General features: G+C 71.4%; 12 protein-coding genes. 6 read left to right on the top strand and 6 right to left on the bottom strand.

The annotated features are described in order from the left end of the window. Positions 1 to 11: 11 nt before the first annotated feature. Positions 12 to 815, bottom strand: a complete 804-nt coding sequence (gene ppgK, locus BC793_RS02275) for a polyphosphate--glucose phosphotransferase (protein WP_109588831.1) — start codon at positions 813 to 815, stop codon at positions 12 to 14. A gap of 347 nt (positions 816 to 1,162) precedes the next feature. On the opposite strand from ppgK, the gene BC793_RS02270 reads away from it, so the two are divergent. Next, the gene (locus BC793_RS02270) at positions 1,163 to 1,870 is read left to right on the top strand and encodes a SigB/SigF/SigG family RNA polymerase sigma factor (protein WP_239169773.1); all 708 of its coding nucleotides are present in this window, start codon (positions 1,163 to 1,165) and stop codon (positions 1,868 to 1,870) included. Positions 1,871 to 2,333: 463 nt separating this feature from the next. On the opposite strand, the gene BC793_RS02265 is transcribed toward BC793_RS02270, so the two are convergent. Both BC793_RS02265 and BC793_RS02260 read right to left on the bottom strand, forming a co-directional pair. Beyond that, a complete protein-coding gene (locus BC793_RS02265) occupies positions 2,334 to 2,915 on the bottom strand; it encodes a YflT domain-containing protein (protein WP_109589098.1) in 582 nt (193 codons plus the stop codon). A gap of 278 nt (positions 2,916 to 3,193) precedes the next feature. Continuing rightward, on the bottom strand, positions 3,194 to 4,114 hold the full coding sequence (locus tag BC793_RS02260; RefSeq protein WP_109588829.1) for a phosphatase PAP2 family protein: 921 nt from the start codon (positions 4,112 to 4,114) through the stop codon (positions 3,194 to 3,196). 178 nt (positions 4,115 to 4,292) lie between these two features. Between BC793_RS02260 and gsmA the strand changes: the two genes are divergently transcribed. Further along, entirely contained in the window at positions 4,293 to 5,393 is a 1,101-nt protein-coding gene (gene gsmA, locus BC793_RS02255) for a sporangiospore maturation cell wall hydrolase GsmA (protein ID WP_109588828.1), read from the top strand. A 22-nt stretch (positions 5,394 to 5,415) separates the two neighbouring features. Beyond that, positions 5,416 to 7,764 (top strand): ATP-binding protein, encoded by a 2,349-nt coding sequence (locus tag BC793_RS02250; RefSeq protein WP_428839512.1) that lies wholly within the window; start codon positions 5,416 to 5,418, stop codon positions 7,762 to 7,764. On the opposite strand, the gene BC793_RS02245 is transcribed toward BC793_RS02250, so the two are convergent. Beyond that, the gene (locus tag BC793_RS02245; RefSeq protein WP_109588827.1) at positions 7,765 to 8,139 is read right to left on the bottom strand and encodes a response regulator; all 375 of its coding nucleotides are present in this window, start codon (positions 8,137 to 8,139) and stop codon (positions 7,765 to 7,767) included. It abuts the gene before it with no gap. Between the two features lie 127 nt (positions 8,140 to 8,266). Between BC793_RS02245 and hrpA the strand changes: the two genes are divergently transcribed. From hrpA to BC793_RS02230, 3 genes are all read left to right on the top strand, one after another. Beyond that, positions 8,267 to 12,169 (top strand): ATP-dependent RNA helicase HrpA, encoded by a 3,903-nt coding sequence (hrpA, locus tag BC793_RS02240; protein WP_109588826.1) that lies wholly within the window; start codon positions 8,267 to 8,269, stop codon positions 12,167 to 12,169. An 81-nt stretch (positions 12,170 to 12,250) separates the two neighbouring features. Next, the gene (locus BC793_RS02235; RefSeq protein WP_109588825.1) at positions 12,251 to 12,622 is read left to right on the top strand and encodes a DUF6401 family natural product biosynthesis protein; all 372 of its coding nucleotides are present in this window, start codon (positions 12,251 to 12,253) and stop codon (positions 12,620 to 12,622) included. Positions 12,623 to 12,687: 65 nt separating this feature from the next. Further along, complete coding sequence (locus tag BC793_RS02230; protein WP_109588824.1) at positions 12,688 to 13,422, top strand: LamG-like jellyroll fold domain-containing protein; 735 nt, start codon at positions 12,688 to 12,690, stop codon at positions 13,420 to 13,422. Between the two features lie 121 nt (positions 13,423 to 13,543). On the opposite strand, the gene BC793_RS02225 is transcribed toward BC793_RS02230, so the two are convergent. Further along, positions 13,544 to 13,786, bottom strand: a complete 243-nt coding sequence (locus tag BC793_RS02225; protein ID WP_109588823.1) for a hypothetical protein — start codon at positions 13,784 to 13,786, stop codon at positions 13,544 to 13,546. A 1,290-nt stretch (positions 13,787 to 15,076) separates the two neighbouring features. Continuing rightward, complete coding sequence (locus BC793_RS02220; RefSeq protein WP_109588822.1) at positions 15,077 to 16,129, bottom strand: cobalamin B12-binding domain-containing protein; 1,053 nt, start codon at positions 16,127 to 16,129, stop codon at positions 15,077 to 15,079. Between the last annotated feature and the right edge of the window lie 2 nt (positions 16,130 to 16,131).

The following is a 16,131-nucleotide window of genomic DNA, read 5'->3' as shown; positions in this document are numbered from 1 at the left end:
CGGTGATCCTCTCAGGCCTGGCCGGCCGGTGCGGCGGCGTCGACCGGGATGGCGCCCGGGTCCTGCCCGCCCGGGCCGGCGGCAGCCTGGCCGGCGGCGATCGCGGCACCGATGATGCCGGCGTTGTTGAGCAGTGTGGCCGGGACGATCGGGGTCCGGATGTCGAGCAGCGGGAAGAACTTCTCCGACTTCTTGCTGACCCCGCCGCCGACGATGAACAGGCGCGGGGAGAGCAGCATCTCGACGTGGCGCAGGTAGCGCTCGACCCGGGCCGCCCACTGCTCCCAGCTCAGGTCCTCGGTCTCGCGGGCGCGGTCCGAGGCGAGCAGCTCGGCGTCGGCGCCGGCGATCTCCAGGTGGCCGAACTCGGTGTTGGGCAGGAGCGTGCCGTCCAGGAAGAGGGCACTGCCGATGCCGGTGCCGAAGGTCAGCATCATGATGAGCCCGGACTGGTCGCGGCCCGCGCCGAACGCCACCTCGGCCACCCCGGCCGCGTCGGCGTCGTTGAGCACCGTCACCGGCTTGCCGAGCCGCTCGGTGAACAGGCGGGCGGCGGGTGCGTCGAGCCAGGACTTGTCGACGTTGGCGGCGCTGCGGGTCACACCGTCGACGACCACGCCCGGGAACGTGACGCCGATGCTGTCGAACCCGTCGAACCGGGCCGCCACCTCGGCGACCGCCTCCACGACGCTGCCCACGTCGGCGGGCTGTGGGGTGGGCACGCGGAACCGCTCGGCGAGTAGCTCGCCGCCGGCCGTGTCGACCGGCGCTCCCTTGACTCCGGAGCCGCCGATGTCGATGCCGAGGATGGTCATCCGTCTTCCTTCTTCAGGTTTCGTTCGCTGTTGGTGTGTACCACGTGGGGCCGACATCGAATCCAGCGTCTCCCGGTGGCCGTCGGGCGGACACCATAGGATGAATTCGCAGCGTGATTGCGTCGTTCACGCAATGTCACTCATCCTTTCAGCTAGGCATCGCTAGGCTTTCCGGTTAGCGTTGCACTTCAGAACGGTCGCCGCGTGCGGGCACGGCTCTCTGCCCGTCTGATGGAGGACCACTCATGACCCTGTTGGAATCACCTACCGTCGATACGTTGCCGACCGGCCCCCGGCATCCCGCGTATGCGGTGCCCGCGGCCAGTGCGTCCGATCTGCTCACGGCCATGGCCGCGGCGCCGTCCGGACGACAGCGTTCCCTGCTCCGAGACCGGGCGATCGAGGCGTGGCTGCCGCTCGCCCGCCACCTCGCCCACCGCTACTCCGGCCGCGGCGAACCCACCGACGACCTCGTGCAGACCGCCACCGTCGGCCTCATCAAAGCCGTCGACAAATTCGACCCCGAACGCGGCGTCGACTTCGCCGGCTACGCCATCCCCACCATCATCGGCGAGATCAAGCGCCACTTCCGCGACCGCACCTGGTCGGTCCGCGTCCCCCGCCGCCTCCAGGAACTCCGCCTCGCCATCACCGAGGCCAACGCCACCCTGACGCACTCCCTGGGCCGCTCCCCGCAGGTCGCCGACATCGCCGTCCACCTCGGCATCACCGAGGAAGAAGTCCTCGAAGGCCTGGAAGGCGCCCGCGCCTACAACGCCACCTCACTCTCCACCCCGATCAGCGCCGACGGCACCACGGAACTCGGTGAGACCCTCGGTGGTGAGGACCACGAATACGAGATCGCCGAGACCCGCGTTGCCCTCGGCCCCGCCCTGGCGACCCTCGACGAGCGCGAGCAGAAGATCCTGACGCTGCGCTTCTACGGCAACCTCACCCAGAGCCAGATCGCCGAGGAGATCGGCATCTCTCAGATGCACGTCTCCCGCCTGCTCACCAAGGCGCTGACCAAGCTGCGCCGCCAGATGGCGGACTGAAGGCGATCCTGCCGGGCTGGCTGTCACCGCTGTCTCGGGTGCGTTGAGGCAGCGGTGGGGACCAGCCGGGATTTGTCGATCTTGTCCGGCTGGCTGTCACCGCTGTCTCGGGTGCGTTGAGACAGCGGTGTGGACCAGCCGGGGTTTGTCGGTCTTGTCGGGCTGGCTGTCACCGCTGTCTCGGATGGGTTGAGACAGCGGTGTGGACCAGCCGGGGTTTGTCGGTCTTGTCGGGCTGGCTGTCACCGCTGTCTCGGATGGGTTGAGACAGCGGTGGGGACCAGCCGGGGTTGTGGGGTGAGGGTTACCGATCGCCTCGGCCCGGCGGTCGCGTTTCGGTCGTGCGCCGGGATCGCCTCGCGCGGGAGCCACGGGACGCCGTGGTGCTGCCGGGGGCGGTCCGGTGCGTACGAGATGAGGTTGAAAAGGGCCCGCGAACCGGGAGGGTCCGCGGGCCGGGCCGTTACTGGGCGCCGCTGGCGCGCCAGTTCAGGCTGATCAGAAGGGTCCGGGCCTCGTCGGCGACCTCGCTGTCGGCGTGGACCTCGTAGGTGGCGGCCTGGAGCGAGCTGCGGGACGTGAAGTCGCGGCGGCCGCCGGTCGCGGCGTGGGCGATGGCGCCGAAGATCGCGCCCCAGATCGCGCCGATGATGACCGTGGTGAACAGGACCGCCAGCCAGCTCGAGTCGCTGAAGATGCCGAAGAAGAGGCCGATCAGCAGACCGAACCAGGCGCCGCTGGCCGCACCCGCGCCGGCTGCCCGGGTGACGGTGAGGCGGCCCAGGACGTTCTCGACCAGGCGCAGGTCGGTGCCGACGATCGACGTCCGCTGCACCGGGAACTTGTTGTCCGACAGGTGATCGACCGCCTGCTGGGCCAGCGCGTATTCGGGGTAGGTGCCGACGACGACGGTGGGGCCGGTCGCGAACCCGGTCCCGGTGGTCTGGGCCGGCAGCGAGGGCACCGAGCCGCCGGGCCCGGGCGGGACCGCGGTGCCGGCCGGACCGGCGGCCCCGCCGGCGGCCCCGCCGGCGGCCGGGTCCACGGGCGGCGGCGTGGCGGGTGCGACGGCGTGGCCCGCCGGGGCGATCGAGCCGGTCGGACCGGGCTGCGGCGGGATCGGCGCCGTCGGGGACTCGGCCGGGGCGATCGGCGCGGTCGGGAAGTCGGTCGGGTCGGTCGGGGACTCGCCCGCGGGAATCCGGGTGGTGGGCGAGTCGCCCGCGGGAATCCGGGTGGTGGGGGAGTCGCCCGCCGGGATCCGGGTGGTGGGGGAGTCGCCCGCCGGGATGGGGGCCGTCGGGGAGTCGTGGGGTGACGTGCTCATTCGGTGCCTCCCTGAAGGGGTGCGGGCCGGTCCGCGGGCTCCGCGGCGGTCAGCCTCACCCAGACGATGAACGTTGCGGCCGTGGCGGCCACGATGCCGGCCGTGCCGGTGAGAAATGCGAAACGCTCGGACACCAGGTCGGGAAGGGCGCGTTCGGAGAGGGCCACCGAGGCCATCCCGAACACCCCGGCCGCGGTGGCGAGCAGGCCGCCGACCCACAGGGCGACGATGACCACGCGGTTCGGCAGGTGGATGGCGCGGTACGGCCCGGTGCGGCGCAGGCGCACCGCGAAGACGGCGAGCGCACCGCACGCCAGCACGATCAGCAGGGCGGCGATGACGTCGCTGGGGCGGTGCCACTCGGCCCACACGGTGGCCACCGCGACGATCGCCACATAACCGGCGCCGACCAGGCCGACCATGCCCCGCAACGCCCGCGGGAAGACCAGGACCAGCACGAACGCGACGGACGCGGCGGCGGTGGCGTGGCCGCTGGGCCACGAGTTGGGTGCCGGGAAGTCGTCCAGCAGCGGCCGGTCCAGGTTGGCCTTGAGCTGCTGGGTGATCAGGTTGGCGGCGACGACCACGAACACCGACGCGAGCGCCAGGTCGAGGCGGCGGCGGATCGCGCCGAAGGCGGCGGCGAGGACGCACACCAGCGCGAGCGAGGCCAGACGGGTGGCGTCGAGGGTACGGGTGAGCACCTCACTGACCCGCGGATGGTCGAAGTCACCGCCCCGTAGCGCCGCCGTGTCGATGGCCTGACCCAGTGGTGTGCCGATGAACAGGCGGTGCACGGCGTACACCCCGCCGGCGGCCAGCGCCGCGACGAGAAGTGGGCTGACGGTGTGCCACGTGCTCCCCGGTGGGCGTCTGGTGGGTTCGGTGGGGACCGGGCGGGACGCGACGGCCGTCATCTGGGACCTCCTGCGGGCTGGCGATGCGGACACGCCTTTCCCCGTCCGGCCGGTTTCCAAGCACACCCGCAACGAGAGCGCACCCGATCCGCCCCGGCGGGCGCAACGACCAGGGCGGACCTTCGAATCCGATGCCGACGGATAACTCCGGCTCTGCCGGAACGAAGGGGACGTCTTCATGAGGCACACGACCCGACGACTGCTCACCGGCACGCTGCTGGTGCTTGCCGCCGGGGCCGGGCTGGCCGGTTCACCCGCCGCCGCACAGGCGGCCGGGATCTCCGCGACGATCGACGTGCACAGCGAACTCAAGGTGCGGTCGGCGCCGAGCTGGAGCGCGAGCGTGGTGGGCACGCTGAAGGACGGCCGGAAGGTCAGCGTCGACTGCGCGGTGACCGGTCAGAAGGTGAGCGGCAAGGTCCGTACCACCACGCAGTGGGACCGGCTGACCGACGGCCGCTACGTGTCCCACGCCTACGTCCGGACCTCGGCGGCCGTCCCGGCGTGTGACACGACGGCCGGCTCCCGGGCGTACGTCTCCGGGAAGATCCGGACCGGCGACGGCGCGGTGAACGTGCGCAGCGGCCCGTCGACGTCGAGCACCGTGGTCCGCAGGGCCGCCGACGGCTCACCCGTGAAGATCGTCTGCGCGGTGACCGGGCCGAAGGTGAAGGGCACCGTGCGCACCACCGCACTGTGGGACCGGCTGACCGACGGCCGGTACGTGTCGCACGCCTACGTGATCTCCGGAACCGTGCGGGCCTGCCCGCCGGCGGCGCCCGCCCCGGCCGTTCCGGCGCAGACGCCCGAGCAGTTCATCGCGGCCGCCGTGCCGGGTGCCCAGCAGGGCTGGCGGGAGTACGGGGTGCCGGCGTCGGTCACCATCGCCCAGGCCGTCCTGGAGTCGGGCTGGGGCCGCAGCAGCCTGTCCGCGGTGGACCGCAACTACTTCGGGATCAAGTGCCAGAACGGCGCGTTCGGGCCGCACGCCACCGGCTGCCACGTCTACGAGACGACCGAGTGCGACAAGGCCGGCAAGTGTTTCGCCACGTCGGACGCGTTCCGTACCTACGCGTCGATGGCCCGCTCGTTCCGCGACCACGGTCATTTCCTGCGCAGTAACAAGCGGTACGCCCCGGCGTTCACGCACACGAAGGACGCGAACAAGTTCATCATGGCCGTGTGGAAGGCCGGGTACGCCACCGACCCGAAGTACTACACGAAGGTCACCGGGATCATGACGAACTACGATTTGTACCGGTACGACACCTGGAAGTAATTCGCGGCTTACGCTCCCTATGGTGGAGCAACGGGAGAACGGAGCGCGGCGGGCCACCGGTCCGCTGCTCTCCGTCTCCGTGCTTCTGATCGGCCTGGTCGCCACCGTCCTCACCGCGGCAGGCCTGTACTCGGCCCAGCAGGACAGCGCCGCCCGTGAGATGACCAAGCGGCACGAGACGGCCCTCGCCGCGATCCGCACCGAGACCCAGCGGTACCGCGGCCTGATCGAGACCCTGGCCGCCGGGATCGTCAACGACCCCGACCTGACCTGGGAGGACTTCGACACCGCAACCGGACCGCTGGCCGAGGCCGACCTGCTCGGCGCGGCACCGGTGGCGTTCGTCGTCGCGGTACCGACCGCCGAGCTGGGCCGGACCCAGCGGTTCTGGCGCGACCACGGCGCCCTCGGCCTGACGTTTCGTCCCGATCCGTCCGTCGACGAGCACTTCTTCGCGGTGTTCGTCCGCAAGCTCGACGAGAACGAACAGGGCATGCGCTCCGGGGCCGACGCGGGTGCCGTCGAGCCGCTGGCGACCACCCTGCGTACCGCGCGCGACAGCCACCGGCTGACCGTGTCGGACGCCTACGTGCTGATGCGTGACCGGCAGAAACCGGTCGCCGAACAGCAGCAGTCGTTCATCTTCGCGGCCCCGGTGTGGACCCGCGAGAACACGCCGAGATTCCGCGGCTGGGTCGCCTCCGGACTGCGCGGTGGCACGTTCCTGGACCGGATCCTGGGCCCGCTCGGGCAGATCTCCGGCGAGCTGATCTCGGTCGACGCGGATCAGACCCGGCACACCGTCGCCGAGTGGACCGGCGAGGGCGACCGGGACCTGACCCGTACCGGCACGGTCGAGGTCGGCCCGGACCGGAACTGGATCCTGGAGACCCACGGCGACTCCCGTCAGCTGGCCGGCAGCGGGTGGTACCTGCCGGCCGTCGCGCTCGGCGGCGGGCTCGCCCTCACCGCGCTGCTGGCCTGGCTGGTGCACGTGCTGGCGACCGGCCGGGCTCGCGCCCGCGCCCAGGTCGAAGCGGCCACCGCCGACCTGCGCGAGACCGAGGCCGCCAGCCGGCGCCAGGCCGAGCTGCTCGGCGCGATCATGCTGACCATCAGCGACGGTGTCACCGTGGTGGACTCGCGGGGCTCGGTCCTGCTGGAGAACCCGGCGGCGCGCCGGCTGCTCGGCGTCACGCAGCAACCCGACGGCCCGCACGCCTGGCAGGAGCACTACGGCGTCTACCGGCCGGACGGCCGGACACCGTTCCCGCTGGCGGAGATGCCGCTGATCCGCGCCCTCGACGGCGAGTCCACCGACGGCGTCGAGGTGGTCATCCGCAACCCGAGCCGGCCGGAGGGGGTGCTGCTCAGCATCGACGGGCGGCCGCTGGACCCGAGTGCGGGCGAGCACGGTGCGGTCGCGGTCTGCCGGGACATCACCGACCTGCGCCGCTACGAGTCCGACCTGGCGATCTTCGCGGGTGTGGTGGCGCACGACCTCAAATCGCCGCTCGCCCTGGTCCGCGGGTACGCCGAACTCGTCCTGGCGGACGTGCCGGACGGATGGCCGGAGGCCGCCGAGATCCGCGACGGACTGCACCGGCTCGTGCGCGCGGTGGACCGGATGGACGTGCTGATCGAGACGATGCTGGCGTACACCACGGCCCGGGACGCGCCGCTACGGCCGGTCGCCGTGGACCCGGCGGCGATGATCCGGGAGATCATCGACGAGCGGATCGCCGGGCTGGGCACCGGCCGGCCGGCACCGGACTGGTCGCTGGGCCCGTTGCCGCCGGTCCACGCCGACCCGGCGATGCTGCGGCACGTCCTGGACAACCTGATCGGCAACGCGATCAAGTACGTCCGGCCCGGCGGCACACCACGGGTCGAGGTGACCGGCGGCCCGGCCGGCCCGGGACAGGTCCGGATCGAGATCGCCGACTCCGGCATCGGCATCCCGGACGCCGACAAACCGCACGTCTTCGAGACCTTCCACCGTACCGAGGCGGCCGCCGGCTATGCCGGAACCGGCCTCGGTCTCACCATCTGCCGGCGCATCGTCGACCGCCACGGCGGCGAGATCGGCGTCCAGGACAACCCCGGCGGGGGTACGCGCTTCTGGTTCACCCTCCCCGCCGCCGAGACCATGGAGGACAGTGACATGACCGGTGACGACACCAGTGGGCCCCAGGACGACGAGGCCGTCCGCGAAGCCCTGGAACGTGCCCTGGCCGAACGGGCCGCGCTGATGGAGGCGGCCCGCCTGCCCGGGCTCGCCCTGCCGACCGGCCCGGCACCGTCCAGTGAGCCCGCACCCGGCCGGCTGCGCGCCCCCATCCCGGAACGGCAGCGCCAGGACCAGGGCTGATCAGCTCTCGGACGGCACCCGGGGTGGCAGCAACCGGGCGATCAGCGCCAGCAGTTGCGCCGGGACGAACGGTTTGAGCAGCGTGGCGGAGGCACCCGCGTCCTCGGCCAGGTTGTCGCCGGGCATCAGCGAGCCGCTGGCCACCACGATCGGGATGTGCCGCAGCGCGTCGTCGGCGCGGATCGCCCGGCACAGGTCGAGGCCGGTCATGTTCGGCATGTCGACGTCGGTGACGACCAGGTCCGGCTGGTGCTCGCGGATCGCCGCCAGGGCGGTCCGCCCGTCAGCCGCGGCCACGACCCGGTGCCCGGCCCGTTCCAGGGAACGTTTGAGCACGTAGCGGATGTCGTCGTGATCCTCCGCAACTACGATCACTGTCGGCCCCGTTCTCTCATCCTGCGTGTGGCGTCCATCCGATATATCGAGACACGGTGGCCCCGGGACACGGGGCGGCGTTAATCACCAGGCGTTCCCGGCCGCTTGCGCCTATCCTTGGCCCGCCATGTCGATAACGCCTGTCGCCACCCTGCGTGCCCAGATCTCCGAGCTGCTACCCCGTGACCAGCGGCGGCTCCAGCGCCGCCTCGACGGGACCAGGCGCATCCGGGACGACGACGCCCGGTCGGCGGCGCTCGCCGAGATCGCCGCCGAGACCGAGCGGGCCCGGTTGCGGCTGGACAGCCGCATCGCGTCGGTGCCGCGCATCACCTACCCGCAGAGCCTGCCGGTCAGCGCCCGCAAGGACGACATCGCCGCCGCCATCCGTGACCACCAGGTGGTCGTGGTGGCCGGCGAGACCGGGTCCGGCAAGACCACCCAGATCCCGAAGATCTGCCTGGAGCTGGGGCGGGGGATCCGCGGCCAGATCGGGCACACCCAGCCGCGGCGGATCGCGGCCCGCACGGTGGCCGAGCGGATCGCCGAGGAGGTGGACCGGCCGCTCGGGTCGACGGTCGGCTACAAGGTGCGGTTCACCGACCAGGTGAGCGACGACACCATGATCAAGGTGATGACCGACGGCATCCTGCTGGCCGAGATCCAGACCGACCGGATGCTGTACCGGTACGACACGCTGATCATCGACGAGGCGCACGAGCGCAGCCTCAACATCGACTTCATCCTCGGCTACCTGCGTGACCTGCTGCCGAAACGGCCCGACCTCAAGCTGATCATCACGTCGGCGACGATCGAGACCGGCCGGTTCGCCCAGCACTTCGCCGCGGCCGGGGGCGAGCCGGCGCCGGTGATCGAGGTGTCCGGGCGGACCTACCCGGTCGAGGTGCGCTACCGGCCGCTGGTGACGGTGACCGAGGACGACACCGAGGAACCGCAGGACCAGATCGACGGGATCGCGGCCGCCGTCGACGAGTTCCCCACCGACGGCGACATCCTGGTCTTCCTCTCCGGCGAGCGGGAGATCCGCGACACCGCGGACGCCCTCAACAAGAAGAACCTCAGGGGTACGGAGGTGGTCCCGCTCTACGGCCGCCTCAGCGCCGCCGAGCAGCACCGGGTGTTCGAACGGCACAGCGAGCGCCGGATCGTGCTCGCCACCAACGTCGCCGAGACCTCGCTGACCGTCCCCGGCATCAAGTACGTGATCGACCCCGGTACCGCCCGGATGAGCCGGTACAGCCACCGGCTCAAGGTGCAGCGCCTGCCGATCGAGCCGGTCTCGCAGGCCAGCGCCAACCAGCGCAAGGGCCGCTGCGGCCGGACGTCGGACGGCATCTGCATACGCCTCTACTCGGAGGAGGACTTCGAGCAGCGGCCCGAGTTCACCGAGCCGGAGATCCTGCGGACCAACCTCGCCTCGGTCATCCTCCAGATGACCAACCTGGGGCTCGGTGATCTCCAGAAATTCCCGTTCATCGACCCGCCCGACCGGCGCAACATCACCGACGGCGTCAAGCTGCTCGAGGAACTCGGCGCCCTCGACGACCGGAAACTCACCCCGATGGGCCGCCAGCTCGCCCAGTTGCCCGTCGACCCCCGGCTCGCCCGCATGGTCATCGAGGGCGACCGGCAGGAGTGCGCCGCCGAGGTGATGGTCATCGCGGCCGCCCTGTCGATCCAGGACCCGCGGGAACGGCCCGCCGAGAAACAGCAGCAGGCCGACGAGAAACACGCCCGGTTCGTCGACAAGGAATCGGACTTCTTCAGCTATCTCAACCTGTGGCGCTATCTGCGGGAGAAACAGCAGGAGCTGTCCGGCAACCAGTTCCGCCGGCTGTGCCGCAGCGAATTCCTGAACTATCTGCGGGTACGGGAGTGGCAGGACATCTACTCCCAGCTGAAGCAGGTCGCCCGTACCCTCGAACTCTCTCTCAAGGAGGACTGGGAGGCGGGAGTCGCGGCACAGGCGGTGCACACCGCCCTGCTCGCGGGCCTGCTCAGCCACGTCGGCATGAAGGACCAGGAGAAACGCGAATACATCGGCGCCCGCGGCGCGAAGTTCGCGATCTTCCCGGGTTCGGCGCTGTTCAAGCGGCAACCGCGCTGGGTGATGTCGGCCGAACTGGTCGAGACCAGCCGGCTGTGGGGCCGGGTGAATGCGCGGATCGAGCCGGAATGGGCCGAGAAACTCGCGCCGCACCTGGTGAAACACAGTTACAGCGAACCGCATTGGGACCGCAAGATGGGCGCCGTCATGGCGTTCGAGAAGGTGACCCTCTACGGTCTGCCGATCGTGCCGCGCCGCCGCGTCGGATACAGCCGGGTCGATCCGGTCGCCTCCCGGGAGTTGTTCATCCGGCACGCGCTCGTCGAAGGCGACTGGGAGACCCATCACAAGTTCTTCGCCGAGAACAGACGGCTCCTCGAACGCATCACCGAGATCGAGAACCGGGCCCGCCGGCGGGACATCGCCGTCGACGACGAGACGGTCTACGCCCTCTACGACGCGCGGATCCCGGGCGACGTCGTCTCATCGCGGCACTTCGACGGCTGGTGGAAGAAAGCCCGCGTCGAGACCCCGGACCTGCTCACGTTCACCCGCGACGACCTGGTCAACGCCGGGCGGGACACGATCGATCCGCAGCAGTTCCCGGACGCCTGGCTGTCCAACGGCGTGAAGATGCCGCTCTCCTACACGTTCGAGCCCAACACCGCGGCCGACGGCGTCAGCGTCCGCATCCCGCTCGACCTGATCAACAAGGTCGACGCCGACGACTTCGGCTGGTCGGTACCCGGCTTCCGCAAGGAGGTCGTGATCGCGCTGATCCGGGCCCTGCCCAAACATCTGCGCACCAGCTTCGTGCCCGTGCCGGACTGGGCCGAGGCCGTCCTCGACCGGGTCCCGGCCCGGCGCGGCCCGCTGCCCGACGCCATCGGCAACGAGCTGCGGCGGCTCACCGGCACCGTGGTCCCGCGCGACGCGTGGCGGCCCGACCAGGTGCCCGACCACCTGCGGATGAACTTCCGGATCGTCAACGAGGCCGGCGAGGTCGTCGCCGAGGGCCGCGACCTGGAGGTGCTGCGCCGTCAGCTCGCCCCCAAGGTGCAGGCCACCATCTCCCGGGCGGCCGGCAACATCGAACGGCGCGGCATCACCGCCAACGACTTCGGCGCGATACCCCGGCGGGTCGCCCAGGTGCGCGGCGGCTACGAAGTCAACGTGTGGCCGGCGCTCGTCGACGAGGGCGACAGCGTGGCGATCCGCGTGTTCGAGGACGAGGCGTCCCAGCGGGTCGCGATGACCGCCGGGACACGCCGGCTGCTGCTGCTCACGCTGCCCCCGGCCGCCCGGTTCCTCCAGGGTCGGCTCGACAACCGGGCCAAGCTGGAACTGTCCCGGGCCAACCCGTACCGGTCGATCGCCGAGCTGCTCGACGACTGCGCGGGCGCGGCCGTGGACCGGCTCGTCGCCGAGGCCGGTGGACCGGTGTGGTCGTCGGTCGAGTTCGCGTCGCTGCGCGACACCGTCCGGCAGGACCTCGTCGACGCGGTCGCCAACCTCGTCGGCCAGGTGCAGGCGGTGCTGTCCACGGCGTACGACGTCGAGCAGCGCCTCAAGCAGCTGCGCGACCCGGCGATGCTGCCCGCCCTCGCCGACGTGCGGCAGCAGCTCAAGGGACTGGTCCATCCCGGGTTCGTCACCGAGACCGGGTGGCGGCAGCTGCACCACATGCCCCGCTACCTGCGCGGCATCGTGCACCGGCTGGACCGGCTCGGCGGCAGTCTCGGACGCGACCGGCAACTCACCACGCAGATCCACGAGATCGAGGCGGAGTACCGCGAACTGAGGAACTCGGCACCCGCGAACGGTCCCGCCGAGGAGGGTCTGCGGGAGATCCGCTGGATGATCGAGGAGTTGCGGATCAACTACTTCGCGCAGGCTCTCGGTACCGCGTACGCCGTCTCTGACAAGCGCATATTCAAGGCCATGGACGCTCTTCCGCTGTAGTCGGTTGCGGTTCGGTGCGCCCCCGGTGCCGTTCGGTCACGCCCCTGTCGTGGCCGAACGGCGCACATTAGGTTTCTCGGCATGACGAATTTCGCCGCCCCGATCGCCGCCGTTTCCGCCGTCCGTTCCGCCGGTGCCTACCTCGACGAGATGATGGCCCGGGTCGGCGTCGACGGTCTCACCGCCGCGTTCACCGAGCCCGCCCTGCTCGCCCGCCTCGACCAGCACGCCGCCGCGATCCGGGAGGCCCTCCGCGGCGCCGGCCGGATCGCCGACGCCGGCGGTCTGGCCTCCTACGCCCGGTCGATCGCCGCCGGGAGCATCCGGGCGGGCCGCCCGCTGCCGGAGCCCGGCTTCGCCCCGATGTCCGGCGCCGAGTGGCTGGCCGCCGGTTTCCCGCTGCTGCGCCTGGTCGCGGTCTGCCTGATCGCCGAGTCCGAGGGTCTTCTCTGACCCCGTTAGATCTACTTTTTCAGGCAGTTAATGCACCAAAACGCCCAATAGTCCATCTTTCTCTCATGAAGATCCTCAGGCTCTCGACCCTGACCGCACTGTTCACCATGCCTCTGCTCGCCGCTCCCGCCATGGCGGCCGTCGAGCCCACCGGCCCCGCCCTCGTCGCCCGCTACAACTTCGACGGTGGCGTCACCGCCGGCAAGATCTCCGACCTCTCCGGTCGCGGCGCCGCCCTGCTGATCCGCGGTGCCGCCAACGGCCAGATCGCCATCGCCTCCGAAGGCGTCAACCGGTACGCGACCTTCCCCGGCGTCTGCGCCGCCACCACACCCACCTGCGCCAAGGCCCTCCTCGAAGCACCCGACGACGCCGACCTCGACCCCGGCACCCGCAACTTCAAGTGGGCCGCCAGCGTCCGGGTCACCACCGCCCAGCTCAGCGGCAACGCCAACATCATGCAGAAGGGCGTCGCCAACACCGAGAGCCAGTGGAAGATGCAGGTCACCGGCCGCAGCGGGCGCGCACAGTGCGTCCTGGTCGCGCGTACCACCAAGCAGACGTTCTCCGTCCTGTCCGCCCGCCCGGTCGCCGACGGCAACTGGCACCGCATCGTCTGCGAGCGCACCAACGGCACCCTCTCCGTCTCCGTCGACGGCACCGCCGGCGGCCGGACCGCCGTCCCGGCCACCGTCACCATCGACAACGCGATGCCCCTGCGCGTCGGCGGCCCGAACCTCGCCAAGGACGGCGACATGTACCACGGCCAGCTCGACGACGTGTACGTCCAGCTCGGCTGACCCCACCCGCACCGATACCCGGCACCGCTTCGCCTCGATGGCGCTGTCCGGTGCCGGTACCGGTTTCTCATGCAGATGCCCGGCGCAGCTCTCGCGGCGCCGGGCATCGGGGTGGGTCGGCTCAGCTGCGGCGGAACGCGTAGGAACGGCCTCCGGACGCATTGCCGGCCCGGCCGGCGCGATCGCGGCCGGAACGGTCCCGGGCAGCCTGGCGGGCGTCCCGCGCACCGTGATGCGTCGCGGCGGGAACGGTCTGCTGATCGTCCGCGGCACCGGAACCGGCGGCCGGGCGCAGCGCGGCGGCGATGTCCCGCTGCGCGATCTCGTCGAGGTTCAGGTGCACAGAAAACGGTTCGGCAGGCATGAAGCGACTCCTTGCGGCTCCCACGGGGGAGCGGGAAGCGACCGCGCGCCACGGGCACGGCCGGTATGAATGCGCATTTCGGTGACGGCGGAGAACCGCGACGTCGACCCGGGCACCCGAATGACGAGTGCCGTCGGACGGCGGATCATCGGCCGTGGGCCCGGGCGAGCGGAAAGCCGCTGCCCGGACGTGCCACAACCGGAACGGGGAACCTGTGGACCATCCCACTCCGGCCGGGCTCGGCATGCGGAGAGCAACGCGGCCCGCGGCCCCGGCACGAATGCGACGGGCTGCAGGCGGCGGTCGGGATGTCATCACAGCATGGCGCTCACGGTAATCCGGCCCTCTCCCGACCACCACCCATTTATTCGTACGCTCGCCGCCACCCCGACCGCAACCATCCCGCCCCGGACTACGACGCGACGTCCGCCCAGCTCACGACCGCACCGCGCCGCACGGGCGAGGCCCCCGCCCACCACCCTCCCCGCCAGCCACCATCCGAGCCCCCACCCCGACGGCGACTGCCACCGCCCACCCCACCCACCGTCACCGCCCCATCGCACCCACCCACGCCGACCGTTACCGGTCCGTCCGGCCGCCCGTCGCTGATTTGTCACGCCCGTCGTCGCCGAGCGCTCGCGCCTATCGGCGCCGGTCCGCCCCGCCGACCGTCGCCGATACGGGACTGTCCAGGCCGTGGATCATGTCCGGCTGGTCCTCACCGCTGTCTCGGGTCCGTTGAGAGAGCGGTGACAGCCAGCTGGATCTACCCGGCTGGTCCTGACCGCTGTCTTGGGACCGTTGAGACGGCGGTGGTAGCCAGCCGGATCTTCCGGGCTGGTCCTGACCGCTGTTTCGGGTCCGTTGAGACGGCGGTGGTAGCCAGCCGGATCTTCCGGGCTGGTCCTGACCGCTGTTTCGGGTCCGTTGAGACGGCGGTGGTAGCCAGCCGGATCTTCCGGGCTGGTCCTGACCGCTGTTTCGGGTCCGTTGAGACGGCGGTGGTAGCCAGCCGGATCTACCCGGCTGGTCCTGACCGCTGTTTCGGGACCGCTGAGACAGCGGTGGGAGCCAGCTGCACCAGAGCGGCCATGTGGCCGGCCGAGAGTGGCGTTTCGGTCGTGAGGTCGCATGTGCCTGGCGGTGCCGTCGGGTCTGCAGGGACACGCGCTGTGGGCGGCGGGGCCGACGGGGACGAGGCGTCGCCGGGGGCGGCGGGGCTGGTGGGTGCGGTTGGGGGAGCGGTGGCGCGTACCGGGGGAGGAGGGGTGAGGGTGGGCGGCTCGCCTGTCAGGTGCGGGGGAGGGTCCGCAAGGCGGTGTCCAGCATCGTCGTGGCGGCGGGGAAGTCGATCAGCTGGTCGCGGATCAGGGTGAGGCCCAGGCGCAGCGCGGTCGGTGGGACGCCGCGGGAGCCGAGGACCGCGGTGGTCCAGGTGATGAAGTCGAGGAAGACGTCGGGTTCGCCGACGTAGAGGGCGGACGCCAGGAAGTCGGCGATGTGGCCCATGTCCTCGCTGGTGGCTTCGGCCTGTGCCTGGTCGTAGTCCCGGGCCGGCGGGTAGATCTCGGGGAGCCGGTCCATGGCGGTCGCGATCAGCTGGGGGCGGGAGCGGACCAGGTGGGTGTACTCCTCGTCGCCGATGAAGGCCTCGCCGTCGGGGAGGGGGAGGTCGGTGACGTTGCGGGGTGGCCAGTCGGTCGCCAGCCGGGTGACCGCCTCCTCGCCGGTGGCGGCCCAGGCGTGCGCGCCCAGACGCTGGGCCCAGCGGCCGCCGGGGCCGAAACCGGGGCCGCCGGCGATCACCGGGAGGCCGGCGGCGCGGCAGGCGGTGATCGCGGCGTGCGCCCGGGGCAGGCGGGTGGGGAGCATGCAGCTCAGCGCCACCGCGTCGGGACCGGTCTGGTGCAGGTGGACGATCAGGTGCCGGCCGGGGACGCTCGCGCCGAGGAAGTCGACCCGCCAGCCGTCCAGGCGCAGGAGTTCGGCGAGCATGCGGGCGGGCAGGCCGTGCCATTCGCCGTCGACGCAGGCCAGGGCGATCCGGCCGCGGCGGGGACGGACCGCGGTGCGGGCGGCCACGGCGGCCAGGGCGCGTTCGCCGACGGCGGTGGCGGCGTGCTCGCGGGCCACCGACCACTCGTTGGCCGCCCACAGTTCGCCGACACGCCGCTGGGCGCCGCCGATCAGGTCGACGATGATCCGCTGGGCGGGTACGCCGTCGTCGAGGAGGGCACCGACCAGCTCGGTCGCACCCACCTCGTCACCGTCGGCGACCAGCTGAAGGTAGTCGTCGGAGAGGTGCGCGGTGATCGGCGTGAGGGTGCCGGCGGGCGCCGTCATGA

Source organism: Actinoplanes xinjiangensis (assembly GCF_003148685.1).
Lineage (GTDB): Bacteria > Actinomycetota > Actinomycetes > Mycobacteriales > Micromonosporaceae > Actinoplanes > Actinoplanes xinjiangensis.
Note: the sequence above shows the minus strand (reverse complement) of the source record. Positions and strands in the feature narration are given on the sequence as shown.